This window comes from Streptomyces sp. NPDC004539 (genome assembly GCF_040610055.1).
In the GTDB taxonomy this organism is placed as follows: domain Bacteria; phylum Actinomycetota; class Actinomycetes; order Streptomycetales; family Streptomycetaceae; genus Streptomyces.
Window position 1 is genome coordinate 1 of record NZ_JBEXLS010000020.1, and the last position, 13,166, is coordinate 13,166.

Sequence of the window (13,166 nt, forward strand, 5' to 3'; positions counted from 1 at the left end):
GCTCGAACACACCCCAGAAACGACGAAAGCCTCGGCCGATCCGAAGATCAGCCGAGGACTCGTCAATTGCCCCTGGGATATCCCAAGAACAGTTGCTGGTGGACCTGTGGGGATTTGAACCCCAGACCCCCTCGATGCGAACGAGGTGCGCTACCAGACTGCGCCACAGGCCCTTGCAACGAGTGAAACTCTAGCACCCTCGGAGGGGTGCTCGGAAATCCGTCCCTCGGGGGGAGCCGGATGCCCGGGCGCAGGTCACGGGGCGGTCGGTCACTCGTTGGCGGCGCGCGGGCGGTCGCCGTCCTCGTACTGGTCGAACAGGGGCGTGCGGAGGCGTCCGCGGGAGCGGCGGGCGGAGGCGGCGCGGCGGGCGTCGGAGCGTTCGTCGCCGTCCGCGCGGGAGGCGTCGTCGGCGTCCGGGGACTCCTGGGGAGCCGGCTCGGCCTCCACCTCGTGCTCCGGGGCGACCGCGCTGGAGCGGGCGGAGCTCCAGGTGTCCGGGGCGCCGAGGTCGACGTCGGACGTCGCGCGCGGGGCGACCGGGGCGGTCACGTACGTCGGCAGGGGCACCGGGACGGGGTCCCAGCTGTCGCCGTGGTCGGGGCGGCGCTGCCGTTCGCGCTGCTGGTCGACCCACTCCGCGTGGTCGGTCTGCTCGACGAGCGCGCGGCGGTCGGCGGCCAGGGCGAGCAGCGAGGGGTCCTCGGGCTCGGGCGCCGTTTCCGGCTCCTCTGCGGGGACGTCGAACGCCTCCGTGGCCACCGAGGCGGACGTCCGGCGGTGCGGCTGGCGGACGCGCTCCTTGAGGTGCTGCGCGGCGACCTCCGCGCGCCGGCGGTCCATCTGGACGGCGAAGCGGCCCCGCTCCTGGGAGCGCAGGTGCGCGATGTACACGCTGAGCAGGACGGCGGGCACGCCGGGCGCCCAGAGGAACGCGAGCCCGCCCACGGCGGCGACGACCGCGCCCATGGTGAAGGCGAGGAAGAGCAGCACGGTGGTACGGCGACGGCGCGCGAGGGCCTTGGAGCGCTGGGCGCGCTCGGTGGACCGGGCGGTCGCGGGGGGCGTGCGCCGGGCGCCGGGCGCGCGCTGCTGCTGCGCGGGCGCGGGGTGCGCCTCCCGCGCGGGGTGCTGCTCCCGGTCCCGTACGGAGTGCGCCTCGCGCGCGTGCGCGGCGTCGGCCGACGGCGCGGAGGCCGCCTGCCTGACCTCGCGGCCGACGGAATCGCGGCCCTTCGCGTCACGGCCCGCAGCCTCACGCCCGGCGGACTCCCGGCCGACGGAATCACGGGCCGCGGACTCACGCCCCGCCGCCTCCCGCCCCGCCGTATCGGCCCGCCCCGGTTCGCGTTCCGGAGCCGCCGCGTGCGCCTGCTGGCGCGCCGGAGGCATGGTGAAGGCCCGGACGTCCACCGGTTCGGTGGCGACGTCCGGGGCGTCGTCGTCGGGCTCCCCCGCCTCGGCGGAGCGGGCCCTCAGGTCCCGGGCGTACCGGCGCTCCATCCCTGCCCGGCCGGACAGCAACCGGATGGCAGTGCTGAAGCGTTCCGTCGGACGGGCCTCGTTCAGCTCGTCCTGCCTACGGAGCCACATCGGCACCAAGTAGGCGGCCCAGGCCCCGACAATGACTGCGTAGATGAGGCCGCTGCTGCTCACGCCTCACACCGTAGAGGGATTTGGTTGAGGCCATCCGCCAATTGGGCCGGTGTGTCGCACGATCTGGCTGATATTTCGAGCTTTTTTTGTGACCGATGCGATCAGCGGACCACCCGGAGGGTGAACGTCAATGTGCGAAGACGGTCACCGCTCGATCATATTCGAACGTTTATTCAATTTCCCGGTCCGGTGGGATGACCCGGCGCGCGATGCCGGTCGTACGAACGGCGCCAGCGGTTCAGCAGCCCTTCGGGTACCTCTTCGGAGGTGAGTGCGAACACGAGGTGGTCACGCCAGGCGCCGTCGATGTGCAGATAACGGGGGCGCAGCCCCTCCTCCCGGAATCCGAGTTTCTCGACCACCCGGCGGCTCGGTCCGTTCTCGGGGCGAATGCAGACCTCGATGCGGTGCAGTCCGACGGTGCGGAAACAGTGGTCGACGACGAGGGCGACGGACGTCGGCATGACGCCCCGGCCGGCCACCGCCTCGTCGACCCAGTACCCGACGTGCCCGGAGCACATGGAGCCCCAGGTGATGCCGGCGACCGTCAACTGGCCGACCAGACGCCCCTGGTACTCGATGACGAACGGCAGCATGCGGCCCGCGTTCGCCTCGGAGCGCAGGTGGCGGACCATCTGCCGGTAGGTCGGCCGGTGCGCGAGGGGCCCGTTCGGCGCGGGCGGCGGGATCGTCGCCTCCCAGGGGCGCAGCCAGTCGCGGTTGCGCCGGTTGACCTCGCGCCAGGCGTTCTGGTCGCGCACCTTTATCGGCCGCAGGACGACGTCGCCGTCGACCAGCCGGGCGGGCCAGGATGGGCTGTTCAGCTCGCACCCCCGGATCTGGGATGGTCGCCGCCGCGCATCTGGTCGACGGCGTGGACCAGCAGGGGCTCCAGGACGGCCAGTCCGTCCTTCACGCCGCCGGTGGAGCCCGGGAGGTTGACGATGAGCGTCCCGCGCGCGAGGCCCGCGACCCCCCGGGACAGCGCGGAGGCGGGGACCTTGTCGCGGCCGTACGCGCGGATGGCCTCGGCGATGCCGGGGACCTCGTGGTCGAGGACCGCGCGGGTCGCCTCGGGGGTGCGGTCGGTGGGCGAGACGCCGGTGCCGCCGGTCGTGACGATCACGTCGTACCCGGCGTCGACGCCCGCGCGCAGCGCCGTCTCCACGGGGTCGCCGTCGGGGACGACCTGCGGGCCGTCCACGGCGAATCCGAGGCCGCGCAGGCCCTCGGCGACCAGCGGGCCGCCCTTGTCCTCGTAGACGCCCGCGGAGGCCCGGTTGGAGGCGGTCACGACCAGCGCGGAGTACGACGCGCCTCCCGCATGCCGACTGCTTGTCATGCCCTGCTCCAGTCGCCCGACTTGCCGCCGGTCTTCTCCTCCACGCGCACGTCCGTGATGACCGCTCCCTTGTCGACAGCCTTGACCATGTCGACCACGGTGAGCGCGGCGACGGAGACGGCGGTGAGGGCCTCCATCTCGACGCCCGTGCGGTCCGCGGTGCGGACCGTCGCGAGGATCTCCACGGCGTCGTCCGCGACCGACAGGTCCAGTGTCACACCGGACAGCGCCAGCGGGTGGCACAGCGGGATCAGGTCCGGGGTGCGTTTGGCGCCCATGATCCCCGCGATCCGGGCGACGGCGAGGGCGTCGCCCTTGGGGACCCCCTCGCCGCGCAGCAGCTCGACCACGCGCGGGGAGACGAGGACGCGCCCGGAGGCGCGCGCGGTGCGGGCCGTCACGTCCTTGCCGGTCACGTCGACCATCCGGGCGGCGCCCGCCTCGTCGATGTGCGTCAGTCGGTCCTGCGTGTTCATGCTGTGTGGCGCTCCCGGTCCGGGCCTGTTGTGCGCGACACGGTACTCCCCGACCGGCGGGACGACGGAACGGGACCGTCCTGCGGACCGCCGGTCACGCGCGCGTGCCTCGGCCGGGTCAGCCGAGCAGGACGACCTCGACCTCGGTGCCCGGTTCGACGCGCTCCACGTCCTCCGGGACGACGATCAGCGCGTCCGCGTGCGCCAGGGCGGCGACGAGATGGGAGCCGGAGCCGCCGACGGGGCTGACGGTGCCGTCTCCGGCGGTGGCCCGCAGGAACTGGCGGCGGCCCGCCGGGGACGTCAGGGGCTTGTCGGCGGTGAGCTTCGCGCGCGTGGTGGGCCGGTGGACGTCCGGGAGGCCCATCAGGGCGCGGATCGCGGGCCGGACGAACAGCTCGAAGGAGACGTACGAGGAGACCGGGTTGCCCGGGAGGGCCAGCAGCGGGATGTGGTCGGGGCCGACGGTGCCGAAGCCCTGGGGTTTGCCGGGCTGCATGGCGAGCGTGCGGAAGTCGACGCCGCTGCCCGCCTCGTCCTCGTCGCCGACGGACGACAGGGCTTCCTTGACGACGTCGTAGGCGCCGACGCTGACGCCTCCGGTGGTCACCAGGAGGTCGGCGCGGACCAGTTGGTCCTCGATGGTGGAGCGGAGCGTCTCGGCGTCGTCGGAGACCGCGCCGACCCGGTAGGCGATCGCTCCGGCGTCGCGCGCGGCAGCGGTGAGGGCGAAGCTGTTGGAGTCGTAGATCTGGCCGTCGGCCAGCTCCTCGCCGGGCTGGACCAGTTCGCTGCCGGTGGACACGACGACCACGCGCGGGCGCGGGCGTACGCGTACGGTGGCGCGGCCGATCGCGGCGAGCAGGGCAATCTGCGGCGGTCCGACGACCGTGCCGGCGCTGAGCGCGCGGTCGCCCGCGCGGACGTCGCTGCCCTGCGCGCGCACATGCGCGCGTGCCTCGGCGGGCCGGTACACGCGGACCTGCCCGAAGGCCCCCTCGGGCGCGACGCTGTAGGCCCGCATCGAACCGACCGGCCCCGCCCCGAGCCCGCCGTCGGTCCACTCGACGGGGACGACGGCCTCGGCGCCGGGCGGCAGCGGGGCGCCGGTCATGATCCGGGCGGCCTGCCCGGGGCCGACGTGCAGCAGGCCCGCCTGCTGTCCCGCCGCGACGTCCCCGACGACCTCCAGGGCGGCCGGGAACTCCTCGCTCGCGCCCGCGACGTCCGCGACCCGGACCGCGTACCCGTCCATCGAGCTGTTGTCGAACGGCGGGAGGGAGACCGCGACCGTGACGTCCTCGACGAGGACGCAGCCCTGGGCGTCGAGGAGTTGCAGCTCGATGGGTTCGAGGGGGCGGACGGTCGCGAGGACGTCCTCCAGGTGCTCGGCCACGGACCATCTGCGGTCCTGGGCGGCGGGGCTGGGTGCGGCGGTGCTCAACGCGGCTGCAACTCCTCGGTGACGTAACGGTGGAGCCAGGTCCGGAAGTCCGGTCCCAGGTCTTCACGTTCGCACGCGAGTCTGACAATGGCACGCAGGTAGTCGCCGCGGTCGCCGGTGTCATAGCGGCGGCCCTTGAAGACGACGCCGTGCACGGGGCCGCCGACGGTCTCGTCCTCGGCGAGGTGCTGGAGGGCGTCGGTGAGCTGGATCTCGCCGCCGCGCCCGGGGGCGGTGGTCCGCAGGATGTCGAAGACGGCCGGGTCGAGGACGTAGCGGCCGATGATCGCGTAGTTCGACGGGGCGTCCGCGGGCTCCGGCTTCTCGACCAGGCCGGTGACCTGGACGACGTCGGCGTCGGCGGTGGGCTCGACAGCAGCGCACCCGTAGAGGTGGATCTGCTCGGGGGCGACCTCCATGAGGGCGACGACGCTGCCGCCGTGCCGCTCCTGGACCTCGATCATCCGCTGGAGCAGGGGGTCGCGCGGGTCGATCAGGTCGTCGCCGAGGAGGACCGCGAACGGCTCGTTCCCGACGTGCGGGGCCGCGCACAGGACGGCGTGACCGAGTCCTCGGGGGTCGCCCTGGCGCACGTAGTGCATCGTCGCGAGGTCGCTGGACTCCTGGACCTTGGCGAGCCGGGCGGCGTCGCCCTTCTTCTGGAGCGCCGACTCAAGCTCGTAGTTGCGGTCGAAGTGGTCTTCCAGGGGCCGCTTGTTGCGGCCGGTGACCATGAGGACGTCGTCGAGTCCGGCGGCGACGGCCTCCTCGACCACGTACTGGATCGCGGGCTTGTCCACGACCGGGAGCATCTCCTTGGGAGTCGCCTTCGTCGCCGGCAGGAACCGGGTTCCGAGGCCGGCCGCGGGGATGACAGCCTTGCTGATCCTGGGGTGGGACTGAGTCATGGCGGTCACCCTATCCGGTGCTCTTGAGCGGAATCTGTGACACCGGATCATGGATGCTCATATGAGCGCATTCGAGACAGTGCGGAGTGGTGCATGAGCGTTTCCAGCGGTCCGGCCGCGTCCGGCAAGCGGGAGCTGCGGCGGGAACTCCTCGCCGCACGGGCCGAGTTGACCCCCGACGAGCTGCGGGAATCGGCGGTGGCGCTCGCCGGACGCGCGCTGGAGCTGCCCGAGTTGGCGCACGCGCGCACGGTGGCGGCGTACGTCTCCGTGGGGAGCGAGCCCGGCACGCCCGCGCTCCTGGACGCGCTGCGCGCGCGGGGCGTACGCGTGCTGCTGCCCGCGCTGCTGCCGGACAACGACCTGGACTGGGGGGTGTACGACGGCGAGGGCTCCCTGGTGAGCGTCCGGCACGGGGCGCGGATGGCCCTTCTGGAGCCTTCCGGCGAGCGGCTCGGCCCGGACGCCGTGACGGGCGCCGACGCCGTCCTGCTGCCCGGTCTCGCGGTCGACGCGCGCGGGATGCGGCTGGGGCGCGGCGGGGGGTCGTACGACCGGGTGCTGGCGCGGCTGGAGCGGGCGGGGGCCGGGGCGGCGCTGGTGGTGCTGCTGTACGACGGGGAGGTCGTCGGGCGGGTGCCCGCGGAGGGGCACGACCGGCCGGTGCACGCGGTGGTGACGCCGTCGGGGGTGCGACGGTACGGGACTGTTTCGTCGTAACGCGTTCGTAGCGACGAAACAGTGTCGTAGCGACGAACGGGAAACGGCAAAGAGAAGGGGCCCCCGCGCGGGGGCCCCTTTTCGTCAGTCGCGCGTGCGCGTCACGGCTTCAGCGTGAGGGTGTCGCTCGTGCTGTCGTCGACGGACTTCGAGGTGAAGGACCAGTCGAGGAGTTCGCCGTTGGCCCACTTGCCGGTCTGGTCGGTGTAGTGGGCGCTGAAGGCGTGCCCGGAGGCGCCGGAGAGGTTGATCCACTTCGACTTGTCGAAGTCGTCGAGGTTGACGACCATCCGCATCGAGGGGACCCAGACGACGTTGTAGCCGCCGGCCGCGTTCCAGCCGGTCGCGTTGACGGACGCCTCGCCGCCGCTGAGCTTCCAGGGGCCGCGGTTGAGGATGTAGCGCAGGAAGTCGGGGCCTTCGGTGCCGAGGGTCTGGTTCTTCAGGAACAGCCGGTGCAGGCGGCCCCAGCTCCAGGTGTCCATGTCCTTGCCGAGCTTGGCGGTCAGCTCCCAGCGGGCGTCGATCAGCGCGCGCTTGAAGAGGCCGTCACGGTCGGTTGCGCCCGGGCGGGTGCCGGAGCGGGGCGTCGTCCACCAGTCGCTCTTGGGCTTGTCCATCAGGTTGCGGACCACCTCGAACCAGCGGTCGCCGCCGTCGGGCTGCGCCTGGTCGGCGTCGCGCGTGCCGCACTCACGGACCTTCTGGGTGTCGTCGACGGGTCCGGTGCTGTTGACCGGATCGACCCACAGGCACTGCCCCTCGACGCGCAGCTCCTTCGGGAGCTTGTTGCCGAAGCCGAGCTTGAGGATGTTGCGCCACACGGCGTTGAAGTAGGCCGCGGCGGCGGAGTCGGCGTCCTGGGTGTAGTCCCAGCCCTGGAGGAGTTTCTGGGCCTCCCGGACGTCCGGGTCGTCGAGGTCGATCTTCAGCAGCCTCGGGACGAGCAGTTTGGCGATCTCGCTGCTGCTGTCGAGCTGCATCTGGCGCATGTCGTCGGTGGAGATCTTGCCGCCGCCCTCGATCTTCTGCTTGATCAGGTCGGTGATGCGCTGGCTGCGGGTGCCGTAGCCCCAGTCGGTGGTGAGCGTGTACGGGTACGCGTCGGGGTCGACGACGGCCTGGTTCGCGGTCACGATGTAGCCGCGCGCCGGGTTGTACTCGTAGGGCAGCTGGTCGAACTTGAGGTAGCCGGTCCAGGTGTACTTGGCGTCCCAGCCGGGGGCCGGGATGGAGCCGTCGTGGTTCTTCCCGCGCGTGGGGATCTTCCCGGGCAGCTGGTAGCCGATGTCGTTCTTCGTGTCGGCGTAGATCAGGTTCTGCGAGGGGACGTCGAAGAGCTTGGCGGCGTCCCGGAAGCTCTCCCAGTCGGACGCCTTGTTCATCGCGAAGACGGCGTCCATGGTGGTGCCGGGTTCGAGGGCGGTCCACTTCAGGGCGACGCCGTAGCCGTCGCCGCGGTCCGGGGCGGCGGAGGTGACACCGGCCTTCTTGCCGACGTCGACGAGTTCGTCGTTGCGGTCGGACAGCAGGGGCATGCCGTCCTCGGTCTGGCGGACGACGATCTTCTTGGAGCTGCCGCCGGCGACCTTGATGGTCTCCTCGCGCGTGGTGAACGGGCGGACCTTGCCGTCGTACTCGTAGCCGTCGCCGGTGATCTTCTCCAGGTAGAGGTCGGTGACGTCGACGCCGGAGTTGGTCATGCCCCAGGCGATGTTCTGGTTGTGGCCGATGACGACGCCGGGCATGCCCGCGAAGGTGTAGCCGGTGACGTCGTACTGGCAGGTCGCCGAGATGCTGCGGCAGTGCAGGCCCATCTGGTACCAGACGGACGGCAGCGAGGCCGTGAGGTGCGGGTCGTTGGCGAGGAGGGGCTTGCCGGTGATCGTGTACTTGCCGGCGACGACCCAGGAGTTGGAGCCGATGCCGTTGCCGTTCACGCCGACGGCCTCGGGAAGGTCGTCGAGGACGCCGTTGAGGCCCGCCAGCTGGCCCTGGAGGGCCGAGGAGCCCTGCGTGGAGGTTCCGGAGCCCGAGCCGCTCCCCGAGCCCGTGGAGGAGCCGCTGGAGCTCGCCGAAGAACCTGAACCCGAACCGGAGCTGGAGCCGGAGCTGCCGGAGGACGAGCCGGAGTCGTTCTTCGACTCGAACTCGCCGGTCAGTTCGTCGTACTGGCCCTCCTGGACGATCGCCTGGTTGCGGCTGTACGGGTAGGCCGGGTACAGGTCGGCGATCTGCTGCGGGCCGAGGCGGCTGGTCATGAGGGCGCGGTCGATCTCGTCCTTCATGTTGCCGCGCAGGTCCCAGGCCATCGCCTTGAGCCAGGAGACCGAGTCGACGGGGGTCCACTCGGTGGGCTTGTAGTCGTTCGTGAAGCCCAGGGCGGCGTACTCCAGGGAGATGTCCTCGGCGGACCGGCCCTTGAGGTAGGCGTTGACCCCCTTGGCGTACGCCTGGAGGTACTTCTTCGTGGAGGCCGACAGGACCTTGTCGTACTCCTCCTTGGCGACGCGGTCCCAGCCCAGGGTGCGCAGGAACTCGTCGTTCTTGACCTGGCCCTTGCCGAACATCTCGGAGAGGCGTCCGGAGGTCATGTGGCGGCGGACGTCCATCTCGTAGAACCGGTCCTGCGCCTGGACGTAGCCCTGCGCCATGAACAGGTCCTCGTCGGAGGAGGCGTAGACCTGCGGGATGCCGTAGCCGTCGCGCTTGACGTCGACGGGACCCGCCAGGCCGTCGAGCTTGATCTCTCCCGTGGTCTGCGGGAAGGAGGCGCGGACGGTGCTGACCGACCAGTAACCGCCGTAGGCGATGCCGCCGATCACCGCCAGGACCAGGATGATCACGATCAGGCGGGCTTTGCGCCCCTTTTTCCTGCCGGACTTGCCGGGCTTGTCACCCGCTGTGGCGGTGGTATTCGGGGGCATCGCTGTCCTTGCTGTCCTAACGCGAGCGGCAGGTCGGGCTGTGACTTTGAATGAACGCTGGAGCAACCATAGGCGCAGGGTCAGGCGCGACTTGACTCGGAGTCGGGAACGCGGATGCGGGAGCCTCCGGTCCACACCTCGGCGAGCGTCAAGAAATCGTCAAGAGTTAGGTAAGGTAACGAAGTAGTTGGATGTGTGGCGTCGGCGCTTCATGTCCGATGTGATCAACCACGCGCGCCAGGAAAGGAATCGGCCGCTGACCGTCCACCACCTCAACCAGCTCCTGCTCGTCTGCTCGCTCGTCCTGCTCGTCGCCGTCGCGGCCGTACGGATCTCCTCGCGCAGCGGGCTCCCCAGCCTGCTCGTGTACCTGGGGATCGGCGTCCTCATGGGCCAGGACGGCATCGGCGACATCCACTTCAGCAACGCCGAGATGACCCAGGTCATCGGGTACGCGGCCCTGGTCGTGATCCTCGCCGAGGGCGGTCTGGGCACGAAGTGGAAGGAGATCAAGCCGGCGCTCCCGGCGGCCTCCGCGCTGGCGCTCGCCGGGGTCGCGGTGAGCGTCGGGATCACGGCCACCGCCGCCCACCACCTGGTCGGGCTGGAGTGGCGGCAGGCGCTGATCATCGGCGCGGTGGTGTCGTCCACGGACGCGGCGGCGGTCTTCTCCGTGCTGCGCCGTATCCCGCTGCCCGCGCGCGTGACGGGCACCCTGGAGGCCGAGTCGGGGTTCAACGACGCCCCGGTGGTCATCCTGGTCGTCGCCTTCTCCACGGCGGGCCCGGTGGAGCACTGGTACGTCCTGCTCGGCGAGATAGCCCTGGAGCTGGCCATCGGCGCCGCGATCGGCCTGGCGGTCGGTTTCGCGGGCGCCTGGGGCCTGCGGCACATCGCGCTGCCCGCCTCCGGCCTCTACCCGATCGCCGTGATGGCCATCGCCACCGCCGCGTACGCGGGCGGCGCGCTCGCGCACGGCAGCGGCTTCCTGGGCGTCTACCTGGCGTCCATGGTGCTCGGCAACGCCAAACTGCCGCACTGGCCCGCCACGCGCGGGTTCGCCGAAGGGCTCGGCTGGATCGCCCAGATCGGCATGTTCGTCCTGCTCGGCCTGCTGGTCACCCCGCACGAACTGGGCGACGACTTCATGCCCGCCCTGATCATCGGACTGGTCCTGACGATGGTCGCGCGCCCGCTGAGCGTCCTGCTGTGCCTGCTGCCCTTCCGGGTGCCCTGGCAGGAGCAGGCGCTGATGTCCTGGGCGGGGCTGCGCGGCGCGGTGCCCATCATCCTGGCGACGATCCCCATGGTGAACGGCGTCGACGGCAACCACCGGATCTTCAACATCGTGTTCGTGCTGGTCGTCGTCTACACGCTCGTCCAGGGGCCGACGCTGCCCTGGCTCGCCCGGACCCTGCGGCTGGGCGGCGGCAGCGAGGCGACCGACCTGGGCATCGAATCGGCGCCCCTGGAGCGGCTGCGCGGCCATCTGCTGTCCGTCGCGATCCCGGAGGGGTCGAAGATGCACGGCGTCGAGGTCAGCGAGCTGCGGCTGCCCGCCGGGGCGGCCGTCACCCTCGTCGTCCGGGACGACGCCTCCTTCGTGCCGTCCCCGACGACCGTCCTGCGGCAGGGCGACGAACTGCTCGTCGTCGCCACCGACCCCGTCCGGGACGCCGCCGAGAAGCGGCTGCGCGCCGTCGGCCACGGCGGAAAGCTCGCCGGCTGGCTGGGGACGGACGGGAACGTGAAGCGCCGGTGACGCGTTACCGACAGGTTTCGCAGTGCTCACTTTCACAGTCCGCGCGGGGTTCCGCGCCTGTACGATGAACGCGCACCTAGATCGAACCAACTCTGTCTGAAGCAGAGCTGGCGCGACCGTATGGCGGCCGAAACGCCCTCCCGGGGCGTCGGTATCTACCGCAGCGCGCAAGAGGACAGCTCTCGGCGTCCCCCACAGGGCGCGCTACCAGGCGGCAGAAAGGCACGGGCCGTGGAGTCCACGGTCACCAAGAAGTCAGCCGAAGGCCGCCCCGGATACGGGCAACTGCTGCGCACGCGCGGCGCGTGGACCTTCCTGCTGCCGGGCTTCGCGGCACGCCAGCCGTTCGCGATGCTGACCATTTCCATCGTGCTGCTGGTCCAGCACACCACCGGCTCGTACGGCGCGGCAGGCGCCACGGCGGCCGTCACGGGCGTCTCCCTGGCCCTGTTCTCGCCCTTCAGCGGCCGTCTCGCCGACCGGTACGGCCAGCGCGCGGTCCTGCTGCCCGGCATCGTCGTGCACACGCTCTCGGGGCTCACGCTGACGGCGCTGGCGCTGGCCGGCGCCCCGCTGTGGGCGCTGTTCGCCGCGGCCGTCCCCACGGGCGCCTCGGTGCCGCAGGTCGGCCCCATGGTCCGCGCCCGCTGGGGCGTGACCCTGAAGGACTCCCCCCTGCTGCCCACGGCGGCGGCCTTCGAGTCCGTCACCGACGAGCTGACCTTCGTCGTCGGCCCGCTGCTGGCGACCGCCCTGTGCACCACAGTCCACCCGGCCGCCGGGCTCGTCACGGAAGCCTCCCTGACCCTGATCGGCGGGCTGCTGTTCGCCGCGCAGAAGAGCACCCAGCCCCCGGTCGCCGCCGACGACCACGCGCGCGTGGAGCACGCTTCCGCACTGCGCGTCCCCGGGGTGCGGGTCCTGATCGTCGCGTTCCTCGGCATCGGCTCCGTCTTCGGCGGCATGCAGGTGTCCCTGGCCGCGTTCAGCGAGTCGATCGGCGAACCCGGTCTGAACGGCGTCCTGTACGGCACGTTCGCCGCCGGCAACATGCTCTCCGGGGTCGTCTGCGGCGCGATCGCCTGGAAGGTCGCCCCGAGGCGCCGGCTGCTCGTCGCGTACGGCGCGCTGGCGCTGGTCGCCTCCGGGCTGTGGGCCGCGCACTCGGTACCGGTGCTCGCCGGGCTCGGGCTGCTGGTCGGCGTGTGCATCGCGCCCGCGCTGATCACCGGGTACACGCTCGTCGAGGAGCTGGTCCCGGCCGGGGCGCGCACCGAGGCGTTCACCTGGATGACCGGCGCGGTCGCCCTCGGGCAGGCGGCGGCCGTCACGGTCGCCGGGCAGCTGGAGGACCGCTTCTGGGGCGGCTCCGGGTTCCTCGTGCCCCTGGGCGGCACGCTGCTCGCCCTGGCGACCGTCCTGGCGCTGCGTTCCCGGCTCGCGGCACCCGCGCGCGGGCGCACGGTCGCACGTGGCGTCGGTCACCGCGTGCCGGTGGCAGTGGACTGATCCCCGGGAATAGTCCACTATGGACCCTCGTTAGCACTCATCGAGTGAGAGTGCCAGGAGGAAGACAGTGCCGACCTACCAGTACCAGTGCACCGAGTGCGGCGAGGGCCTTGAGGCGGTGCAGAAGTTCACCGACGACGCCCTGACCGAGTGCCCCAGCTGCGGTGGCCGCCTGAAGAAGGTGTTCTCCGCGGTCGGCATCGTCTTCAAGGGCTCCGGCTTCTACCGCAACGACAGCCGCGGCTCCTCGTCGAGCAGCTCGCCGGCGTCGGCGTCGGCGTCGGCCAAGTCGTCGTCCTCCTCGTCGTCCTCGGACTCCAAGCCGTCGTCCGACGCGAAGCCCGCCTCGGACTCGAAGCCGTCCGCCGGTACGACCGCCGCCTGACGCACCTCGCTCCGATCCGCCCCGCCGTCCTGTGACG

The 13,166-nt window shown here is 71.6% G+C and carries 11 protein-coding genes and 1 tRNA gene; 4 read left to right on the plus strand and 8 right to left on the minus strand.

Annotation, left to right across the window (positions count from 1 at the left end):
- Window positions 1–96: 96 nt before the first annotated feature.
- From ABZX85_RS33475 to galU, 7 genes are all read right to left on the minus strand, one after another.
- A tRNA-Ala gene (locus tag ABZX85_RS33475) sits at window positions 97–173 on the minus strand.
- A 97-nt stretch (window positions 174–270) separates the two neighbouring features.
- Window positions 271–1,656 (minus strand): gephyrin-like molybdotransferase receptor GlpR, encoded by a 1,386-nt coding sequence (glpR, locus tag ABZX85_RS33480; RefSeq protein ID WP_355877062.1) that lies wholly within the window; start codon window positions 1,654–1,656, stop codon window positions 271–273.
- A 173-nt stretch (window positions 1,657–1,829) separates the two neighbouring features.
- A complete protein-coding gene (locus ABZX85_RS33485) occupies window positions 1,830–2,480 on the minus strand; it encodes a GNAT family protein (protein ID WP_355877538.1) in 651 nt (216 codons plus the stop codon).
- Window positions 2,477–2,998, minus strand: coding sequence for a MogA/MoaB family molybdenum cofactor biosynthesis protein (locus ABZX85_RS33490; RefSeq protein ID WP_355877065.1), 522 nt, complete (start codon window positions 2,996–2,998; stop codon window positions 2,477–2,479). Before ABZX85_RS33490 ends, ABZX85_RS33485 begins: the two co-directional genes overlap by 4 nt.
- A complete protein-coding gene (moaC, locus tag ABZX85_RS33495) occupies window positions 2,995–3,474 on the minus strand; it encodes a cyclic pyranopterin monophosphate synthase MoaC (RefSeq protein ID WP_355877068.1) in 480 nt (159 codons plus the stop codon). The genes ABZX85_RS33490 and moaC overlap by 4 nt, the downstream gene beginning before the upstream one ends.
- Before the next feature lie 118 nt (window positions 3,475–3,592).
- Window positions 3,593–4,918, minus strand: a complete 1,326-nt coding sequence (gene glp / locus ABZX85_RS33500) for a gephyrin-like molybdotransferase Glp (RefSeq protein WP_355877070.1) — start codon at window positions 4,916–4,918, stop codon at window positions 3,593–3,595.
- Window positions 4,915–5,826: a UTP--glucose-1-phosphate uridylyltransferase GalU gene (galU, locus tag ABZX85_RS33505; RefSeq protein ID WP_355877073.1), complete on the minus strand. Its 912-nt coding sequence runs from the start codon at window positions 5,824–5,826 to the stop codon at window positions 4,915–4,917. The genes glp and galU overlap by 4 nt, the downstream gene beginning before the upstream one ends.
- Window positions 5,827–5,919: 93 nt before the next feature.
- On the opposite strand from galU, the gene ABZX85_RS33510 reads away from it, so the two are divergent.
- Window positions 5,920–6,546, plus strand: a complete 627-nt coding sequence (locus ABZX85_RS33510; protein ID WP_355877076.1) for a 5-formyltetrahydrofolate cyclo-ligase — start codon at window positions 5,920–5,922, stop codon at window positions 6,544–6,546.
- Between the two features lie 101 nt (window positions 6,547–6,647).
- On the opposite strand, the gene ABZX85_RS33515 is transcribed toward ABZX85_RS33510, so the two are convergent.
- Window positions 6,648–9,473 (minus strand): penicillin acylase family protein, encoded by a 2,826-nt coding sequence (locus tag ABZX85_RS33515; protein WP_355877078.1) that lies wholly within the window; start codon window positions 9,471–9,473, stop codon window positions 6,648–6,650.
- A gap of 211 nt (window positions 9,474–9,684) precedes the next feature.
- Here ABZX85_RS33515 and ABZX85_RS33520 point away from each other — a divergent pair, with 211 nt between their 5' ends.
- The 3 genes from ABZX85_RS33520 (at window position 9,685) to ABZX85_RS33530 (ending at window position 13,129) form a co-directional block, all read left to right on the plus strand.
- Window positions 9,685–11,235: a potassium/proton antiporter gene (locus tag ABZX85_RS33520; protein WP_355877081.1), complete on the plus strand. Its 1,551-nt coding sequence runs from the start codon at window positions 9,685–9,687 to the stop codon at window positions 11,233–11,235.
- A gap of 231 nt (window positions 11,236–11,466) precedes the next feature.
- The gene (locus ABZX85_RS33525; protein ID WP_355877084.1) at window positions 11,467–12,744 is read left to right on the plus strand and encodes an MFS transporter; all 1,278 of its coding nucleotides are present in this window, start codon (window positions 11,467–11,469) and stop codon (window positions 12,742–12,744) included.
- 67 nt (window positions 12,745–12,811) lie between these two features.
- A complete protein-coding gene (locus ABZX85_RS33530; protein WP_355877086.1) occupies window positions 12,812–13,129 on the plus strand; it encodes an FmdB family zinc ribbon protein in 318 nt (105 codons plus the stop codon).
- Window positions 13,130–13,166 lie beyond the last annotated feature (37 nt).

What these genes read in the sequence shown, in the direction of transcription:
- ABZX85_RS33490 (WP_355877065.1), bottom strand. Translation starts at nt 2,998, where the DNA reads ATGACAAGCAGTCGGCATGCGGGAGGCGCGTCGTACTCCGCGCTGGTC.
- moaC (WP_355877068.1), bottom strand. Translation starts at nt 3,474, where the DNA reads ATGAACACGCAGGACCGACTGACGCACATCGACGAGGCGGGCGCCGCC.
- galU (WP_355877073.1), bottom strand. Translation starts at nt 5,826, where the DNA reads ATGACTCAGTCCCACCCCAGGATCAGCAAGGCTGTCATCCCCGCGGCC.
- ABZX85_RS33510 (WP_355877076.1), top strand. Translation starts at nt 5,920, where the DNA reads ATGAGCGTTTCCAGCGGTCCGGCCGCGTCCGGCAAGCGGGAGCTGCGG.
- ABZX85_RS33515 (WP_355877078.1), bottom strand. Translation starts at nt 9,473, where the DNA reads ATGCCCCCGAATACCACCGCCACAGCGGGTGACAAGCCCGGCAAGTCC.
- ABZX85_RS33520 (WP_355877081.1), top strand. Translation starts at nt 9,685, where the DNA reads ATGTCCGATGTGATCAACCACGCGCGCCAGGAAAGGAATCGGCCGCTG.